At 53.9% G+C, this 15,216-nt stretch carries 12 protein-coding genes; 5 read left to right on the top strand and 7 right to left on the bottom strand.

The window, feature by feature from the left end:
- Positions 1-29: 29 nt before the first annotated feature.
- The 3 genes from C2U43_RS23045 to C2U43_RS23035 all read right to left on the bottom strand — a co-directional run bounded on the left by C2U43_RS23045 (position 30) and on the right by C2U43_RS23035 (position 2,826).
- Entirely contained in the window at positions 30-995 is a 966-nt protein-coding gene (locus tag C2U43_RS23045) for a DMT family transporter (RefSeq protein WP_048236274.1), read from the bottom strand.
- 76 nt (positions 996-1,071) lie between these two features.
- Positions 1,072-1,896, bottom strand: a complete 825-nt coding sequence (locus C2U43_RS23040) for an AraC family transcriptional regulator (protein WP_020996259.1) — start codon at positions 1,894-1,896, stop codon at positions 1,072-1,074.
- 81 nt (positions 1,897-1,977) lie between these two features.
- Positions 1,978-2,826 carry an SDR family oxidoreductase gene (locus C2U43_RS23035; protein ID WP_103285847.1) on the bottom strand — a complete coding sequence of 283 codons (849 nt, stop codon included), beginning with the start codon at positions 2,824-2,826 and terminating at the stop codon, positions 1,978-1,980.
- Positions 2,827-2,916: 90 nt separating this feature from the next.
- Between C2U43_RS23035 and C2U43_RS23030 the strand changes: the two genes are divergently transcribed.
- A complete protein-coding gene (locus tag C2U43_RS23030; protein ID WP_032934267.1) occupies positions 2,917-3,297 on the top strand; it encodes a winged helix-turn-helix transcriptional regulator in 381 nt (126 codons plus the stop codon).
- A 47-nt stretch (positions 3,298-3,344) separates the two neighbouring features.
- Here C2U43_RS23030 and cpdB read toward each other — a convergent pair whose 3' ends face one another.
- Positions 3,345-5,288 carry a 2',3'-cyclic-nucleotide 2'-phosphodiesterase gene (gene cpdB, locus C2U43_RS23025; protein ID WP_103285846.1) on the bottom strand — a complete coding sequence of 648 codons (1,944 nt, stop codon included), beginning with the start codon at positions 5,286-5,288 and terminating at the stop codon, positions 3,345-3,347.
- A gap of 188 nt (positions 5,289-5,476) precedes the next feature.
- Between cpdB and cysQ the strand changes: the two genes are divergently transcribed.
- Complete coding sequence (cysQ, locus tag C2U43_RS23020) at positions 5,477-6,217, top strand: 3'(2'),5'-bisphosphate nucleotidase CysQ (protein WP_008786026.1); 741 nt, start codon at positions 5,477-5,479, stop codon at positions 6,215-6,217.
- Here the strand turns inward: cysQ and C2U43_RS23015 are convergent.
- Positions 6,207-6,764, bottom strand: coding sequence for a YtfJ family protein (locus C2U43_RS23015; RefSeq protein WP_003830421.1), 558 nt, complete (start codon positions 6,762-6,764; stop codon positions 6,207-6,209). The two genes, cysQ and C2U43_RS23015, sit on opposite strands and share 11 nt — an antisense overlap.
- Positions 6,765-7,092: 328 nt before the next feature.
- Between C2U43_RS23015 and C2U43_RS23005 the strand changes: the two genes are divergently transcribed.
- Positions 7,093-7,299: a DUF1107 domain-containing protein gene (locus C2U43_RS23005; RefSeq protein ID WP_003025710.1), complete on the top strand. Its 207-nt coding sequence runs from the start codon at positions 7,093-7,095 to the stop codon at positions 7,297-7,299.
- A gap of 66 nt (positions 7,300-7,365) precedes the next feature.
- Here C2U43_RS23005 and C2U43_RS23000 read toward each other — a convergent pair whose 3' ends face one another.
- Positions 7,366-8,706, bottom strand: a complete 1,341-nt coding sequence (locus tag C2U43_RS23000) for a hemolysin family protein (RefSeq protein WP_003830418.1) — start codon at positions 8,704-8,706, stop codon at positions 7,366-7,368.
- A 150-nt stretch (positions 8,707-8,856) separates the two neighbouring features.
- Positions 8,857-9,495, bottom strand: a complete 639-nt coding sequence (gene msrA / locus C2U43_RS22995; protein ID WP_003830412.1) for a peptide-methionine (S)-S-oxide reductase MsrA — start codon at positions 9,493-9,495, stop codon at positions 8,857-8,859.
- Positions 9,496-9,707: 212 nt separating this feature from the next.
- Here msrA and tamA point away from each other — a divergent pair, with 212 nt between their 5' ends.
- Both tamA and tamB read left to right on the top strand, forming a co-directional pair.
- Complete coding sequence (tamA, locus tag C2U43_RS22990) at positions 9,708-11,441, top strand: autotransporter assembly complex protein TamA (protein ID WP_103285845.1); 1,734 nt, start codon at positions 9,708-9,710, stop codon at positions 11,439-11,441.
- Positions 11,438-15,214: an autotransporter assembly complex protein TamB gene (gene tamB / locus C2U43_RS22985; RefSeq protein WP_103285844.1), complete on the top strand. Its 3,777-nt coding sequence runs from the start codon at positions 11,438-11,440 to the stop codon at positions 15,212-15,214. The genes tamA and tamB overlap by 4 nt, the downstream gene beginning before the upstream one ends.
- Positions 15,215-15,216: the final 2 nt, after the last annotated feature.

Here is a 15,216-nt window from a genome sequence, read left to right as displayed (position 1 = left end):
AGGCCGGATAAGCAGTGCCATCCGGCATATTATGATTGTGAAACTACCACGACGCTCGGTTTCTGCGGCTTGGCTCTGACGGCTATCACCACCCCAACCATCAGCAGCGCAATACCGCTAACCGTCAGCAGAGGTGGAAATTCCTGACGCAGAATAAAGGTGTACAACAAACCGGCCAGCGTTTCGAAGACAATCAGCGGGCCGAGGATCACCGTCGGTAATTTTTGGCTGGCGACGTTCCAGCACAGTGCGCCAACCCACGAACACAATACCGCAATGGCTATCATCAGACCGATAAACACGCCCGGACGCGGACCGAAGGGTAGAGCGAAGTCCGGCGTTTGCCCGTTCAGCCACAGGCAGGCGGCAATGTAACCGAGCAGAGAAACGGGCAACGTTACCAGAGCCTGGGCCGTCGCCCACATCATCGGGTGCTTATCCGGATTCTCGCGCAGCCAGCGGGCATTACGCAGCGCATACCATGCCCAACACACCACCGAGACAAGCGCCAGCGCGATGCCGGAACCATAACGCCAGCCACTAAAGTCTGGTAACCCCTGATTCAGCTCCGAGATATTCACGCACAGCAGTCCTATACCAATCAATACCAGCGCAGGCGACAGACGCCACCATGATAATTTGCCGTCACGCTGGCTGTAGAGTAGGTTAGCGAAGACTGGGATCACCACCGGTAATGTACCAATAATCATCGTGGAGACCGGTGCGCCGGTGCGCTGGATGGCGCTTGCCAGGCAAACGTAATAAATCAGATTCCCCATCATTGTTAGCGTCAGCGCAGTTACCCAGTCTTTCCGCACGAGTTGACGCAGGCGCGCACGTCCCAGCCAGGCAATCGGCAATGCGATCAGCCCCAGCGCCAGATAACGCCCCATCGACTGCAATACCGCCGGGTATTCCGGTACGATCAGCGGTCCAACAAAAATTAATCCCCACATCAGCCCGGCCAACAGGGCATACAACACACCGCTAATCATTTTGGACATCCACATCGTTTAACAATACGTCGAGTGTAGGCAGGAAAAATGCTGCCGTATTGTATGAGATTGCTGATCAACGCCGGACGACTTGTTTCTGATAACGCACCGGCGTAATGCCGTAGCGATGGGTAAACGCGCGGGTGAGATGCGACTGGTCGGTGAGGCCGGTTGCGGCGGCGACCTCTGCGGCGGGCATACCGTAAGTGAGAAAACCTTTGGCTCGCCACAACCGGATCGCCATCAGCATCTGGTGCGGCGTGACGTGGAAATGAGACTTAAACTGGCGCTGAAAATGCCAGGGACTCAGCGATGCAACCCGCGCCAGCTCGTCGAGCGTGACCGGATGCATATAATTATCGTGCAGATACTCACGTACCCGTTCAAAGCGATGCGCCCCCTCCGTTAATACTGGCGCATGGCGGGCCAGCGGCTGGAACGTGTCGATCAGATCGAGTAGAAGGCCTTTTTGCGCCAGCGGATCCTCCGTGTTCCACAGGCCGTGGATCAGCGAGCAGATCTGGCGCGAGCGCAGCGGATCGTGACGCGTTACGTCATGAAACCACCAGTGGCGGATCCCGGTGACCTCTTCCAGAAGGTCGGGTTCAAGATAAATCATCCGATAGCGCCAGCCGTCGGCGGTTTCGGCTTCGCCGGTATGCAGCTCATCGGGATTCATGGTGACGACGGAATGGGCGGGGGCAACATACTGCGTGCCGCGATAGCGAAAACGTTCGGCTCCGGCTTCTATCGCGCCAATGCCAAACGCTTCATGGGTGTGCGGCTCGAAAGCGTAACGCGAGATGTGTGCATGATACAGCTCAACGCCCGGCACCTGCGCCAGATGGCGAAAGCGGGCGCTGTCTTTCTCATCAATAAACTGCTCAGGTACACCTTGCACGTTTTCTCTCCCCACGCATCATCCTGTCATTATCAGAGAGGATGCGCGGGGATGCCACCACAATTAACTAATTTTTAACACTTACACGATGCCTTTGACGCTGTCAGACAACGAGGTGGTCGGGCGACCAATCAGTTTGCTCAGCGTATGGCTGTCGTCGAACAGACCACCTTTGGAGGCGCCAGTGTCTGAGTCAGCCAGCATGTCCGCCAGCCCTGCAGGCAGGCCCACACTTTTTAGCGCGGCGGCAAAATCAGCTTCGCTCAGGTTCTGATACACCACTTTTTTACCACTCTGTTTTGCCAGCTCGGCAGCCAACTGGCTCAGGGTCCAGCCTGCGTCGCCCGCCAGTTCATAAGTTTTACCGGCGTGACCGTCTTCACTGATGACGCGCGCGGCGGCAGCGGCATAGTCGGCGCGGGTCGCTGAGGCGATTTTGCCTTCACCTGCAGCCCCGATAAACACGCCGTGTTCCAGTGCAGCCGGTGCGCTGGCGAGATAGTTTTCGGTGTACCAGCCGTTACGCAGCAGCGCGTAGGCGATACCGGATTCAGCCAGCATCTTCTCGGTTGCCACATGCTCATCAGCCAGCCCCAGCGGGGAGGTGTCGGCGTGCAGCAGGCTGGTGTAGGCGATGAATTTCACGTGCGCGGCTTTCGCTGCATTGATCACGTTACGATGCTGCGGGGCGCGTTGTCCCACTTCGCTGGAGGAGATTAGCAGTAGCTTGTCGATACCCTGTAAGGCAGTTGTAAAGGCGGCTTCATCGCTGTAATCCGCCTGACGAACGGTAATGCCCTGCTGGCTAAGCGCCGTCGCTTTAGCGGGATTACGCACAATTGCCACAATCTGGCTGGCAGGAACGGTTTTCAGCAGAGATTCAATAACGTGTTGGCCCAGCAGGCCGGTGGCGCCGGTAATTGCGATCATGGAGTGACTCCTTGGTATTGGTCTTGTGTTTAATCACGCTAACACCTAAACTTACTTTTAGTAAGTACGCACAAAAAGGTTAGTATGAAAATGACAGCTTCGACGCTCTCTCAGCAGTTACGCGATGGCAACTTGTTTGCCGAACAGTGTCCCTCCCGTGAGGTGTTAAAACACGTCACCAGCCGCTGGGGCGTGTTGATTCTGGTGGCGCTGCGCGACGGTACGCACCGTTTCAGCGATTTGCGCCGTAAGATGGGCGGGGTCAGTGAAAAGATGCTGGCGCAATCCTTGCAAGCGTTAGAGCATGACGGGTTTATCAATCGGGTGTCGTATCCGGTGGTGCCGCCGCACGTGGAGTATAGCCTGACGCCGTTGGGTGAGCAGGTGAGCGATAAAGTCGCCGCGCTGGCGGACTGGATAGAACTGAATTTGCCGCAGGTTTTAGCGCAGCGGGACGAACGGGCTGCGTAGTTTTGTAGGCCGGATAAGACGCTATTGCGCCGCATCCGGCACGAAAATTACTTACTTAAATCCAGCTGATAAATAGCGAAACCGATGTCATCGGTCGCGACTTTCTTCAGCGGATACTGGCCTTTCTCTTTAATAAATGCCGCGGCTTTATCAGACGGTGATGTTTCAAAGCGAATATCCAGTGGTGTATCGCTATGAATTGGCGCCAGACGCCAGTTGTTATCTGCCGCCGGGTGAATTTCACCGGCACGCTTCGTCTCAGCACCAATCCAGGCCGCCAGCACCGAGCGGTTTTCATCCGGAGAAGCAAACGCGATGTGGCTGTCGCCGGTTCCGGCAAACTTACCGCCGTAGGCGCGGTAGTTGTTGGTCGCGACGAGGAAGGTGGCATTCGGATCGATTGGTTTGCCGTTAAAGGTCAGATTTTTAATACGTTCCGCTTTCGGGTTAATGGTCTGACATTCACCGTCGTAGCGAGCAGGTTGTGAAACATCAATCTGATAATTCACGCCGTCAATCACGTCGAAGTTATAGGTACGGAAGCCATCCCAGTTAATCAACGACTGTGGTTTGCTGCTGTGGATATCAATCTGATTGAACTGCCCGGCGGAACATTCCAGCCACTCTTTCACCTCTTTGCCACTGGCTTTCACTACCACCAGAGTGTTGGGATAGAGATACAAATCAGCGGCGTTACGGAAGGTTAACTGACCTTTTTCGACTTCTACGAAGCTTGCCGGATCGTTCTTGCGTCCACCGACCTTAAACGGCGCGGCGGCGGAAAGTACCGGCAGTTTTGCCAGATCCGGATCGCCCTGAATAAAGTGTTCTACATAGGCTTTCTGCGCGTTGTTCACCACCTGTACGGTCGGGTCATCCTGTACCAGCGCCAGATAGCTGTACATGTTGTCGGCGGATTTACCGATCGGTTTGCTGACAAACTCACGCGTGGCGTCGTGATCGGCTTTCAGGATCTCAACGATTTTTTTGTCTTCTGCTGCCAGTGATTTTTTGGCTGCGGCGTCATAGATCGGGCGCGCCTCGGCTTTCGCCTGAGTGACCTGCCATTTACCGCTGTCGTTATTCAACACTAAATCCACCACGCCCAGGTGATCGCCCCACATACCCGGCATCACCGCAGGAACCCCATTCAGCGTACCTTTTGTGATATCTGCGCCTTTAATATTGGCAAAGTCTTTACCCGGGAAGACGGCGTGAGCGTGACCAAACATAATGGCATCCACGCCCGGTACTTCGCTGAGGTAATAAACGGAGTTTTCCGCCATCGTTTGATATGGGTCGGCAGAAAGCCCGGAGTGAGCAACCACCACCACGACATCGGCGCCTTTTTCTCTCATTTCCGGAACGTATTTGCGTGCAGTTTCCGTAATGTCGTTCACCGTGACTTTGCCGCTGAGGTTGGCTTTATCCCAGGTCATAATCTGCGGTGGCACAAAGCCGATATAGCCAATCTTCAGCGTCTGCTTGTTCCCTTCCTTGTCGACCACTTCAGTGTCTTTGATCAAGTAAGGCGTAAACAGCGGCTTTTTGGTCTTCACGTCGATGATATTGGCGTTAACGTAAGGGAACTTCGCTCCGGCTAGCGCGTTGTGCAGATACTCCAGACCGTAGTTGAATTCATGGTTGCCGAGGTTACCCACCGCGTAATCCAGGGTATTCAGCGCCTTATATACCGGGTGAGTTTCGCCCGCTTTCAGCCCCTTGGCCGCCATGTAATCCCCGAGCGGGCTACCCTGAATCAGATCGCCATTATCAACCAGCACGCTGTTTTTGACTTCACCACGCGCAGCGTTGATCAAACTTGCCGTACGTACCAGACCGAATTTTTCAGTCGGTGTATCTTTGTAATAATCGAAATCCATCATATTGCTATGCAAATCAGTGGTTTCCATTATACGCAGATCGACGGTCGCGGCATTGACGCTGGCTGCAATCAGCGTTGCCAGAAGCGTTGCACTAAACTTAATCATCAGGGGCATCCTTTTAAGATCTAAGCCACAAAAGAAAATGTATATAAATCTTCTTGCTTACAGAACTGTGAATCATGACATGAATATAGCGTTTAAAACCGCAGACGCTATCACAGTTGGCGGATCCCCTGACGATCGGGTATAAGTAAAACAACGAGTTAACACCACTGACAGAAACGAGGTGGAGAATGCTAGAACATGTATGCCAGCTTGCACGGAACGCGGGCGATGCCATTATGCAGGTCTACGATGGAATCAAACCGATGGAGATTACCAGCAAGCAGGATGATTCTCCGGTCACGGCGGCAGATATCGCCGCACATACGGTGATCCTCGAAGGATTACTGGCGCTGACGCCGGATATTCCGGTTCTGTCTGAAGAGGCGCCTCCTGGCTGGGATGTTCGCCAGCATTGGCAGCGCTACTGGCTGGTGGACCCGCTGGACGGGACCAAAGAGTTCATTAAGCGTAACGGTGAATTTACCGTCAATATTGCGCTGATCGAGAAAGGAAAGCCGGTTCTGGGCGTGGTTTACGCGCCGGTAATGAAAGTGATGTACAGCGCAGCAGAAGGTAAAGCGTGGAAAGAAGAGTGCGGCGTACGCAAACAAATTCAGGTTCGTGACGCGCGTCCGCCGCTGGTGGTCATTAGCCGCTCGCATGCCGACAATGAGTTAAAAGAATATCTGCAACAGTTGGGCGAGCACCAGACCACCTCGATTGGCTCATCGCTGAAGTTCTGCCTGGTGGCGGAAGGGCACGCACAGCTGTATCCGCGTTTTGGGCCAACCAACGTGTGGGACACCGCCGCTGGCCATGCCGTTGCCGCCGCAGCCGGAGCGCACGTTCACGACTGGCAGGGGAAACCTCTGGATTACACCCCACGTGAATCGTTCCTCAACCCCGGCTTCCGCGTCTCTATTTACTGAGTAATTTGTGCAGCAGGGCAATTACCTGCTGCACCTCTTCCTGCGTTAATGCGCCATCTTTTGCCCACTGCACGCGTCCGTCCTTGTCGAGTACGACGATAGCGGAGCTCTCTTCATCCAGTTGCCAGGCTTTACGCGCAATGCCATTGCTGTCGACAATGAATTGCGACCACGGGTAGAGCTTCTTATTGCTCTCCAGACTGCTGCGCACAAACATACCGGAGCCGGGAATGGCGTCATCCGTGTTGACGATAGTGGTGGTCTGGTATTTGTCGTGCGGCAGGTTGGCGGCTTTGATTGCCTCGATCAGCGTCGCATTTTTCTCTTTGGCGGAGGTGCGTCCGGCAATGTGTTGCACAATTCGCACTTTGCCTGGCAACTGCGCGCTATTCCAGCTTTTGTAGCTAAACTTATCGTTATCGAGAATCAGTTCGCCGCGATCGGCGATCCCCACCGGCGGTACGCGCTGGTCAGTCTCAAACTTATGTGCGGAGGCAATCATCGGCAGTAGCAGGCACGACAGCGCCAGCAGTTTTCGTAAGGTCATAGGTTTTCCTTCTTTCTTTTATTTTGCAGGTGATCCGACCACTTGGGTCTGGAATTTAATCATATGTGCGAATGATGCTTTTTCCCGCAAGCGCGATGCCAGTTTGCGGACGGGCGCACAAATCCTGCGAAAAATGAAGGCTTATACTGAAGACAGCGAAGCGTTGAAAAGATAATTCTGAATAATTGTAACTTGAAGGTAAATAAACTTATACACGCTGGAAACATCAACGAGATAGTCTATAGTCATAGGGCATTAAAATTTGCGCCTGAGGATTGTCGGACCGATTGTGGTACCGCAAAGGCGTAATGCTCAGCAGGAGACAACAATGAAAATTTTCCAACGATACAACCCGCTGCAGGTGGCGAAGTACGTGAAGATCCTGTTTCGTGGACGGTTATATATCAAGGATGTAGGCGCTTTTGAATTTGATAAGGGTAAGATTCTTATCCCAAAAGTGAAGGACAAACTGCATTTTTCCGTGATGTCCGAAGTTAACCGTCAGGTCTTGCGTCTGCAAACTGAGATGGCTTGATCAAAGTGCTATGCAGTAGTTAAAAAAACGGCTCCTGATGGGAGCCGTTGATGTTTCTGTAAGGCGTTAAGACGCCTTTGCCTCTTCTTTTGCATCTGGCAGTTTTGGTACCAGAACGGTAGGTTTACTGTCCAGACGCGTCACCAGCAGCTGATCGATCTTGTAGTTATCGATATCCACCACTTCAAATTTGTAACCTGAATACTTCACCGAGTCGGTGCGTTTCGGGATTTTACGCAGCATGAACATCATAAAGCCGCCGATGGTTTCATAGTTGCCGGACTGCGGGAACTCGTCGATATCCAGCACGCGCATCACGTCATCAATCGGTGTACCGCCGTCGACTAACCATGAGTTTTCATCACGTGCCACAATCTGCTCTTCCAGACCCTGACCTACCAGATCGCCCATCAGCGTCGTCATAACGTCGTTGAGGGTGATAATCCCCACCACCAGCGCGTACTCGTTCATGATGACGGCAAAGTCTTCGCCTGCGGTTTTGAAGCTTTCCAGCGCTTCAGAGAGCGTCAGCGTGTCCGGGACGATCAGCGTATTGCGGATCTGTACGCCGCTGTTCAGCGCCATGCTTTGGTTTGCCAGTACGCGGTTGAGGAGATCCTTTGAATCAACATAACCAATGATGTGGTCGATATCTTCGTTACACACTAGGAATTTGGAGTGCGGATGTTCCGCCACCTTGTTCTTCAGGCTTTGCTCATCTTCATGGAGATCGAACCAGATAATATTCTCGCGCGAGGTCATTGAAGACGGGACGGTACGGGATTCCAGTTCGAACACATTTTCAATCAGCTCATGCTCCTGCTTGCGCAGAACACCCGCCAGCGCACCCGCTTCGACCACGGCGTAAATGTCGTCCGAGGTGATGTCGTCTTTACGCACCATTGGGATCTTAAACAGACGGAAAATGTTGTTTGCCAGACCGTTAAAGAACCACACCAGCGGGCGGAAGACCAGCAGGCAGAAGCGCATCGGGTTGATGATACGCAAAGCCACAGCTTCTGGCGCAATCATACCGATGCGTTTCGGGGTTAAATCCGCGAACAGGATGAACAGGCCAGTAACCAGCGAGAACGACAGAATAAAGCTTAACTGTTCGGACAGCTCTGGAGTGAAGTACTTCGAGAAAAGGCTGTAAAACGCCGGGGAGAATGCTGCATCACCGACGATACCGCCGAGAATGGCGACCGCGTTAAGGCCAATTTGCACGACGGTAAAAAACATGCCGGGGTTTTCCTGCATCTTCAAAACACGTTGTGCGTTTACGTTGCCTTCATCGGCAAGCAGTTTAAGTTTTATTTTGCGTGATGCAGCAAGCGAGATCTCAGATATCGAGAAAAACGCACTCACGGCGATCAGGCAGAGAATGACTAAAATACTGTTTAACATATCTTATCCGACCGTTCGGGTCAGATCCTCGGAAGGGAGAAGTTGATAAATCCGTGTGAAATACACATTGAAAACCGGCTCGTGGAAGTGAGCCGGTAAATTCAGAAGCTAGTATAGCGTAAGGTACTGTAAAGTCGCCAGAGGGGGAAATTATCCTTGTGGGGGCAGGCAAACACCAATACCACCAATGCCACAATATCCATAAGGATTTTTGTGCAGATACTGCTGGTGATCGTCCTCGGCATAATAGAACGGGGTTGCCGTAGTGATTTCCGTGGTAATGGTGCGCTCGTCGCCTGCGGCGGTCATTGCTGCCTGAAAACGTTCAAGGCTGGCCTGTGCGGCGGCGGTTTGTTCCGGCGTTAACGGGTAAATGGCGGAGCGATACTGCGTGCCCTGGTCGTTCCCCTGACGCATGCCTTGAGCCGGGTCGTGATTTTCCCAGAACACCTGCAGCAGTTGTTCGTAGCTGATAACATGCGGGTCATAGACGATGCGTACCGCTTCGGCATGCCCGGTATCGCCAGAACACACTTCACGATAGGTTGGGTTTGGGGTGTAGCCGCCGGTGTACCCGGCCGCCGTGCTGTAGACCCCTGGCAATGACCAAAATAAACGCTCAACGCCCCAGAAGCATCCCATGGCGAAATAAGCTATCTCCATACCGTCGGGCACGTTGGTCATCGAATGTTGGTTAACCGCATGCAGCGTTGCCACTGGCATCGGGGTGTTGCGTCCAGGTAGCGCATCTGCTTGAGTAACAAGATGCTTTCTATCAAATAAACTCATGGCCGTTCTCCCGAAATCAGTCATTTGGGTTAAGGTTGTAACGAGACGCGTCTTTGCCCACAATAAACGGCGTGAATACGTCTAGAGTTAAACATAAGAAATATTTGGGTTGTCGTCTGTTTTTCAACTCTTATTGTTGATTTTTTGTTAAGCCGAGGAACGGCATAGTATTTTTTTCCAGGGGTGGGAAAAAAGGATATTCAGGAGAAAATGTGCCACATATCCGTCAGTTATGTTGGGTGGGATTACTGTGCTTAAGTGGCTCCGCCGCCGCCGCGAATGTTCGCTTACAGGTCGAAGGATTATCAGGACCGCTGGAGAAAAACGTCCGTGCGCAGCTGTCCACGATTCAAAGTGATGAAGTCACTCCAGACCGACGCTTTCGTGCGCGCGTTGATGATGCCATCCGCGAAGGGCTAAAAGCGCTGGGCTACTTTGAGCCGACCATTGATTTTGAACTGCGTCCACCGCCGGCAAAAGGCCGCCAGGTGCTGATTGCCAAAGTGACCCCCGGCGAGCCGGTGCTGATTGGTGGCACTGAGGTGATTTTGCGCGGTGGCGCGCGTACGGATAAAGATTATCTGGATCTGCTGAAAACACGCCCGGCAATCGGCACCGTGCTGAATCAGGGGGACTATGACAACTTCAAAAAGTCACTCACCAGCGTGGCGCTGCGCAAAGGCTACTTCGACAGTGAATTTAATAAAAGCCAGCTTGGAATAGCGCTTGAGCGTCGCCAGGCGTTCTGGGATATCGATTACAACAGCGGCGAACGCTATCGCTTTGGGCATGTCACCTTTGAAGGCTCGCAAATTCGCGATGAGTATCTGCAAAATCTGGTGCCCTTTAAAGAAGGTGAAGAGTACGAGTCGAAAGATCTGGGCGAACTGAACCGTCGTCTGTCGGCGACTGGATGGTTTAATTCCGTGGTCGCCGCACCGGAGTTTGATAAAGCCCGCAAAACCAAGGTGCTGCCCCTGAAAGGCGTGGTCTCACCGCGAACCGAAAACACCATCGAAACCGGGGTCGGTTATTCAACTGACGTCGGGCCACGGGTGAAGACCTCGTGGAAAAAGCCGTGGATGAACTCCTACGGGCACAGCCTGACGACCAGCGCCAGTATCTCGGCGCCAGAGCAGGTGCTTGATTTCAGCTATAAAATGCCGCTGTTAAAGAACCCGCTGGAGCAGTATTACCTGGTACAGGGCGGCTTTAAGCGTACCGATTTAAACGACACCGAGCAGGATTCCACAACGCTTGCGGTTTCCCGTTACTGGGACCTCTCCAGCGGCTGGCAGCGCGCGATTAACCTGCGCTGGAGCCTCGACCACTTTACCCAGGGTAATGTCACCAACACCACTATGCTGCTCTATCCGGGCGTGATGATCAGCCGGACGCGTTCACGCGGCGGCCTGATGCCTGTCTGGGGCGATTCCCAGCGCTACTCTATTGATTACTCGAACACGGCCTGGGGTTCAGATGTTGATTTCTCCGTTTTCCAGGCGCAAAACGTCTGGATCCGCACGCTGTACGACAGGCATCGCTTTGTGATGCGCGGTAATCTCGGCTGGATTGAAACCGGAGACTTCGACAAAGTGCCGCCGGACCTGCGTTTCTTTGCCGGGGGCGATCGCAGTATTCGCGGCTACAAATACAAATCTATTTCGCCGGAAGGCAGCGACGGCAAGCTGAAAGGGGCCTCCAAGCTGGCAACTGGCTCGCTGGAATACCAGTACAACGTGACCGGTAAATGGTGGGGAGCGATGTTTGTCGATAGTGGCGAAGCGGTCAGCGATATTCGCCGAAGCGATTTCAAAACCGGTGCCGGGGTCGGCGTACGCTGGCAATCGCCGGTTGGACCTATCAAGCTCGACTTTGCCGTCCCGGTCGGCGACAAAGATGAACATGGTTTACAGTTTTACATCGGTCTGGGGCCTGAATTATGAGTTTATGGAAGAAGATAAGCCTCGGCGTGCTGGTTTTTATCCTGCTGTTGTTAGGCACGGTGGCGTTCCTCGTCGGTACCACCTCGGGCCTGCATCTGATCTTCAAAGCCGCTAATCGTTGGGTTCCGGGTCTGGAAATTGGTCAGGTCACCGGCGGCTGGCGGGATCTATCACTGAAAAATATTCGCTACGACCAGCCTGGCGTGGCGGTGAATGCTGGTGAAGTGCATTTGGCCGTGGGGCTTAACTGTCTGTGGGACAGCAGCCTGTGCGTCAACGATCTGGCGCTGAAAAACATCAACGTGGCGATCGACAGCAAAAAGATGCCACCATCCGCGCCGGTTGAGGAAGAAGAGAGCGGTCCGCTTAATCTTTCCACGCCTTACCCCATCACGCTTTCGCGCGTGACGCTGAACAACATCAATATCAAAATCGATGACACCACGGTTTCAGTGCTGGATTTTACTTCCGGCCTGAACTGGCAGGAAAAAACGCTGACGCTGAAGCCAACGTCATTACAGGGGCTGCTGATTGCTCTGCCTAAAGTGGCGGAAGTGGCACAGGAAGAGGTTGTCGAACCGAAGATTCAAAACCCGCAGCCGGATGAAAAGCCGCTCGGGGAAACGCTAAAAGATCTGTTCTCAAAGCCGGTACTGCCGGAAATGACCGATGTCCATCTGCCGCTCAATCTCAATATTGAAGAGTTTCGCGGCGAGCAGCTGCGCGTGACCGGAGATACGGATTTAACGGTACATAGCATGCTGCTGAAAGTGAGCAGCATAGACGGCAACATGAAGCTCGACGCGCTGGATATCGACTCGAATCAGGGAACGGTAAAAGCCAGCGGCACGGCGCAACTGACCGACACGTGGCCGGTTGATATTACGTTAAACAGCACGCTAAACATCGACCCGTTAAAAGGCGAAAAGGTGAAGCTGAAGGTCGGCGGTGCGCTGCGCGAACAGCTGGAAGTCGGCGTCAATCTGTCTGGTCCGGTGGATATGGACCTGCGTGCTCAGACGCGCCTGGCAGAAGCCGGATTGCCGCTCAACATTGAGGTGGTGAGTAAGCAGGTTTACTGGCCGTTTACCGGTGAGAAACAGTTCCAGGCCGATGACATCAAGCTCAAACTGACCGGCAAGATGACCGACTATACGCTGTCGATGCGTACCGCCGTGAAAGGTCAGGATATTCCTCCGGCTACTATCACGCTGGACGCCAAAGGCAACGAGCAGCAGATCAATCTCGACAAACTCAGCGTTGCGGCGCTGGAAGGGAAAACCGAGCTGAAAGCGCTGGTGGACTGGCAGCAGGCGATCAGCTGGCGCGGGGAGCTAACGCTGGATGGTATCAATACCGCGAAAGCGATCCCGGACTGGCCGTCAAAACTGAATGGCCTGGTGAAAACGCGCGGCAGTCTGTACGGCGGAAGCTGGCAGATGGAGGTTCCGGAGCTGAAGCTGACCGGCAACGTAAAGCAGAACAAGGTCAATGTGAACGGTTCGCTGAAGGGGAACAGCTACCTGCAGTGGACGATTCCGGGCCTTCATCTGGAACTGGGACGCAACAGTGCGGACGTAAAAGGCGAACTGGGGGTTAAAGACCTCAACCTCGACGCGACGATTGATGCCCCAAGCCTGGATAACGCGCTGCCGGGGTTGGGCGGTACGGCGAAAGGGCTGGTAAAAGTTCGCGGTACGGTTGAAGCACCACAGCTGCTGGCGGATATTACCGCCCGTGGTCTGCGCTGGCAGGAACTTTCCGTTGCTCAGGTGCGCGTCGAAGGCGATGTGAAATCGGCCGAGCAAATCGCCGGTAATCTCAACGTTCGCGTAGAGCGGATTGTACAACCTGACGTGAATATTGGTCTGGTGACGCTCAACGCCAAAGGCAGTGAAAAGCAGCATGAACTGCAGTTACGCATTCAGGGTGAGCCGGTTTCAGGGCAACTGGATCTTGCCGGGAGCTTTGATCGCAAAGAACAGCGCTGGAAAGGGGAGTTAAGCAATACCCGCTTCCAGACGCCGGTCGGTCCGTGGTCGCTCAACCGGGCTATCGCGCTGGATTATCGTAATCAAGAACAGAAAATTAGTATCGGGCCGCACTGCTGGAACAACCCGAATGCGGAGCTGTGCGTACCACAAACCATTGATGCCGGTGCAGAAGGTCGCGCGGTGGTGAATCTTAACCGCTTCGACCTGGCGATGCTAAAACCGTTTATGCCGGAGACAACCCAGGCCAGCGGTGTGTTCACTGGCAAAGCTGATGTGAGCTGGGATACCACCAAAGAGGGGCTGCCACAGGGGCAGGTCACCCTGAGCGGACGTAACGTGAAGGTCACGCAAAGCGTGAATGATGCCCCGCTCCCCGTGGCGTTTGAAACGCTGAATCTGACCGCCGACCTGCACAATAACCGTGCCGAGTTGGGCTGGCTAATTCGTCTGACCAACAACGGGCAGTTTGACGGACAGGTGCAGGTAACGGACCCGCAAGGGCGTCGTAATCTGGGCGGTAACGTCAATATTCGCAACTTCAATCTGGCGATGGTGAACCCTATCTTCTCGCGCGGTGAAAAAGCGGCAGGGATGATCAACGCCAACCTGCGGCTGGGCGGCGATGTGCAAAGCCCGCAGTTGCTCGGACAGCTGCAACTGAGTGGTCTGGATATTGACGGTAACTTCATGCCGTTTGACATGCAGCCAAGCCAGTTAGCCGTTAACTTCAATGGAACACGCTCAACGCTGGCGGGCGTGGTGCGTACGCAGCAGGGAGAAATTAACCTGAGCGGCGATGCCGACTGGAGTCAGATAGACAACTGGCGGGCGCGTGTTGCGGCTAAAGGCAGCAGGGTGCGTATTACCGTACCGCCGATGGTCCGCCTCGACGTATCGCCGGACGTGGTCTTTGAAGCCACGCCGAGCCTGTTTACTCTCGATGGTAACGTGGATGTGCCGTGGGCGCGTATCGTGGTACATGACCTGCCGGAAAGCGCGGTTGGGGTTTCCAGCGATATGGTTATGCTTAACAACAACCTGCAGCCCGAGAAACCGCAGACCGCCGGTATTCCGATCAACAGCAACCTGAATATCCACGTCGGTAACAACGTGCGTCTTGACGCCTTTGGTCTGAAAGCGCGTCTGACGGGCGATCTGAAAGTGGTGCAGGATAAGCAAGGTCTGGGGCTTAACGGGCAAATTAATATTCCGAGCGGTCGCTTCCACGCCTATGGTCAGGATCTGATTGTGCGTAAGGGCGAGCTGTTGTTCTCCGGTCCGCCGGATCAGCCGTTGCTCAACATCGAAGCGATTCGTAACCCAGATGCCACCGAAGACGACGTGATCGCTGGCGTTCGCGTCACCGGTACCGCCGATGAACCGAAGGCGGAGATCTTCTCCGACCCGGCAATGTCGCAGCAAATGGCGCTTTCCTACCTGCTACGTGGACAAGGGCTGGATAGCGAACAGAGCGATAGCGCAGCGATGACTTCAATGCTTATTGGTCTGGGGGTTGCACAAAGTGGTCAGGTTGTGGGTAAAATCGGGGAGACATTTGGCGTAAGCAATCTGGCACTGGACACGCAAGGGGTGGGCGACTCATCTCAGGTGGTTGTCAGCGGATACGTACTGCCAGGTCTGCAGGTGAAATATGGTGTGGGTATATTTGACTCCTTAGCGACACTCACGCTACGTTATCGTCTGATGCCTAAGCTATATCTGGAAGCAGTGTCTGGCGTAGATCAGGCACTTGATTTGCTCTATCAGTTCGAGTTTTAGCA

Origin of the sequence: Citrobacter freundii complex sp. CFNIH9 (assembly GCF_002903305.1) — a bacterium.
Classification (GTDB): Bacteria; Pseudomonadota; Gammaproteobacteria; order Enterobacterales; family Enterobacteriaceae; genus Citrobacter; species Citrobacter portucalensis.
This window is presented reverse-complemented; position numbering and strand designations above follow the sequence as displayed.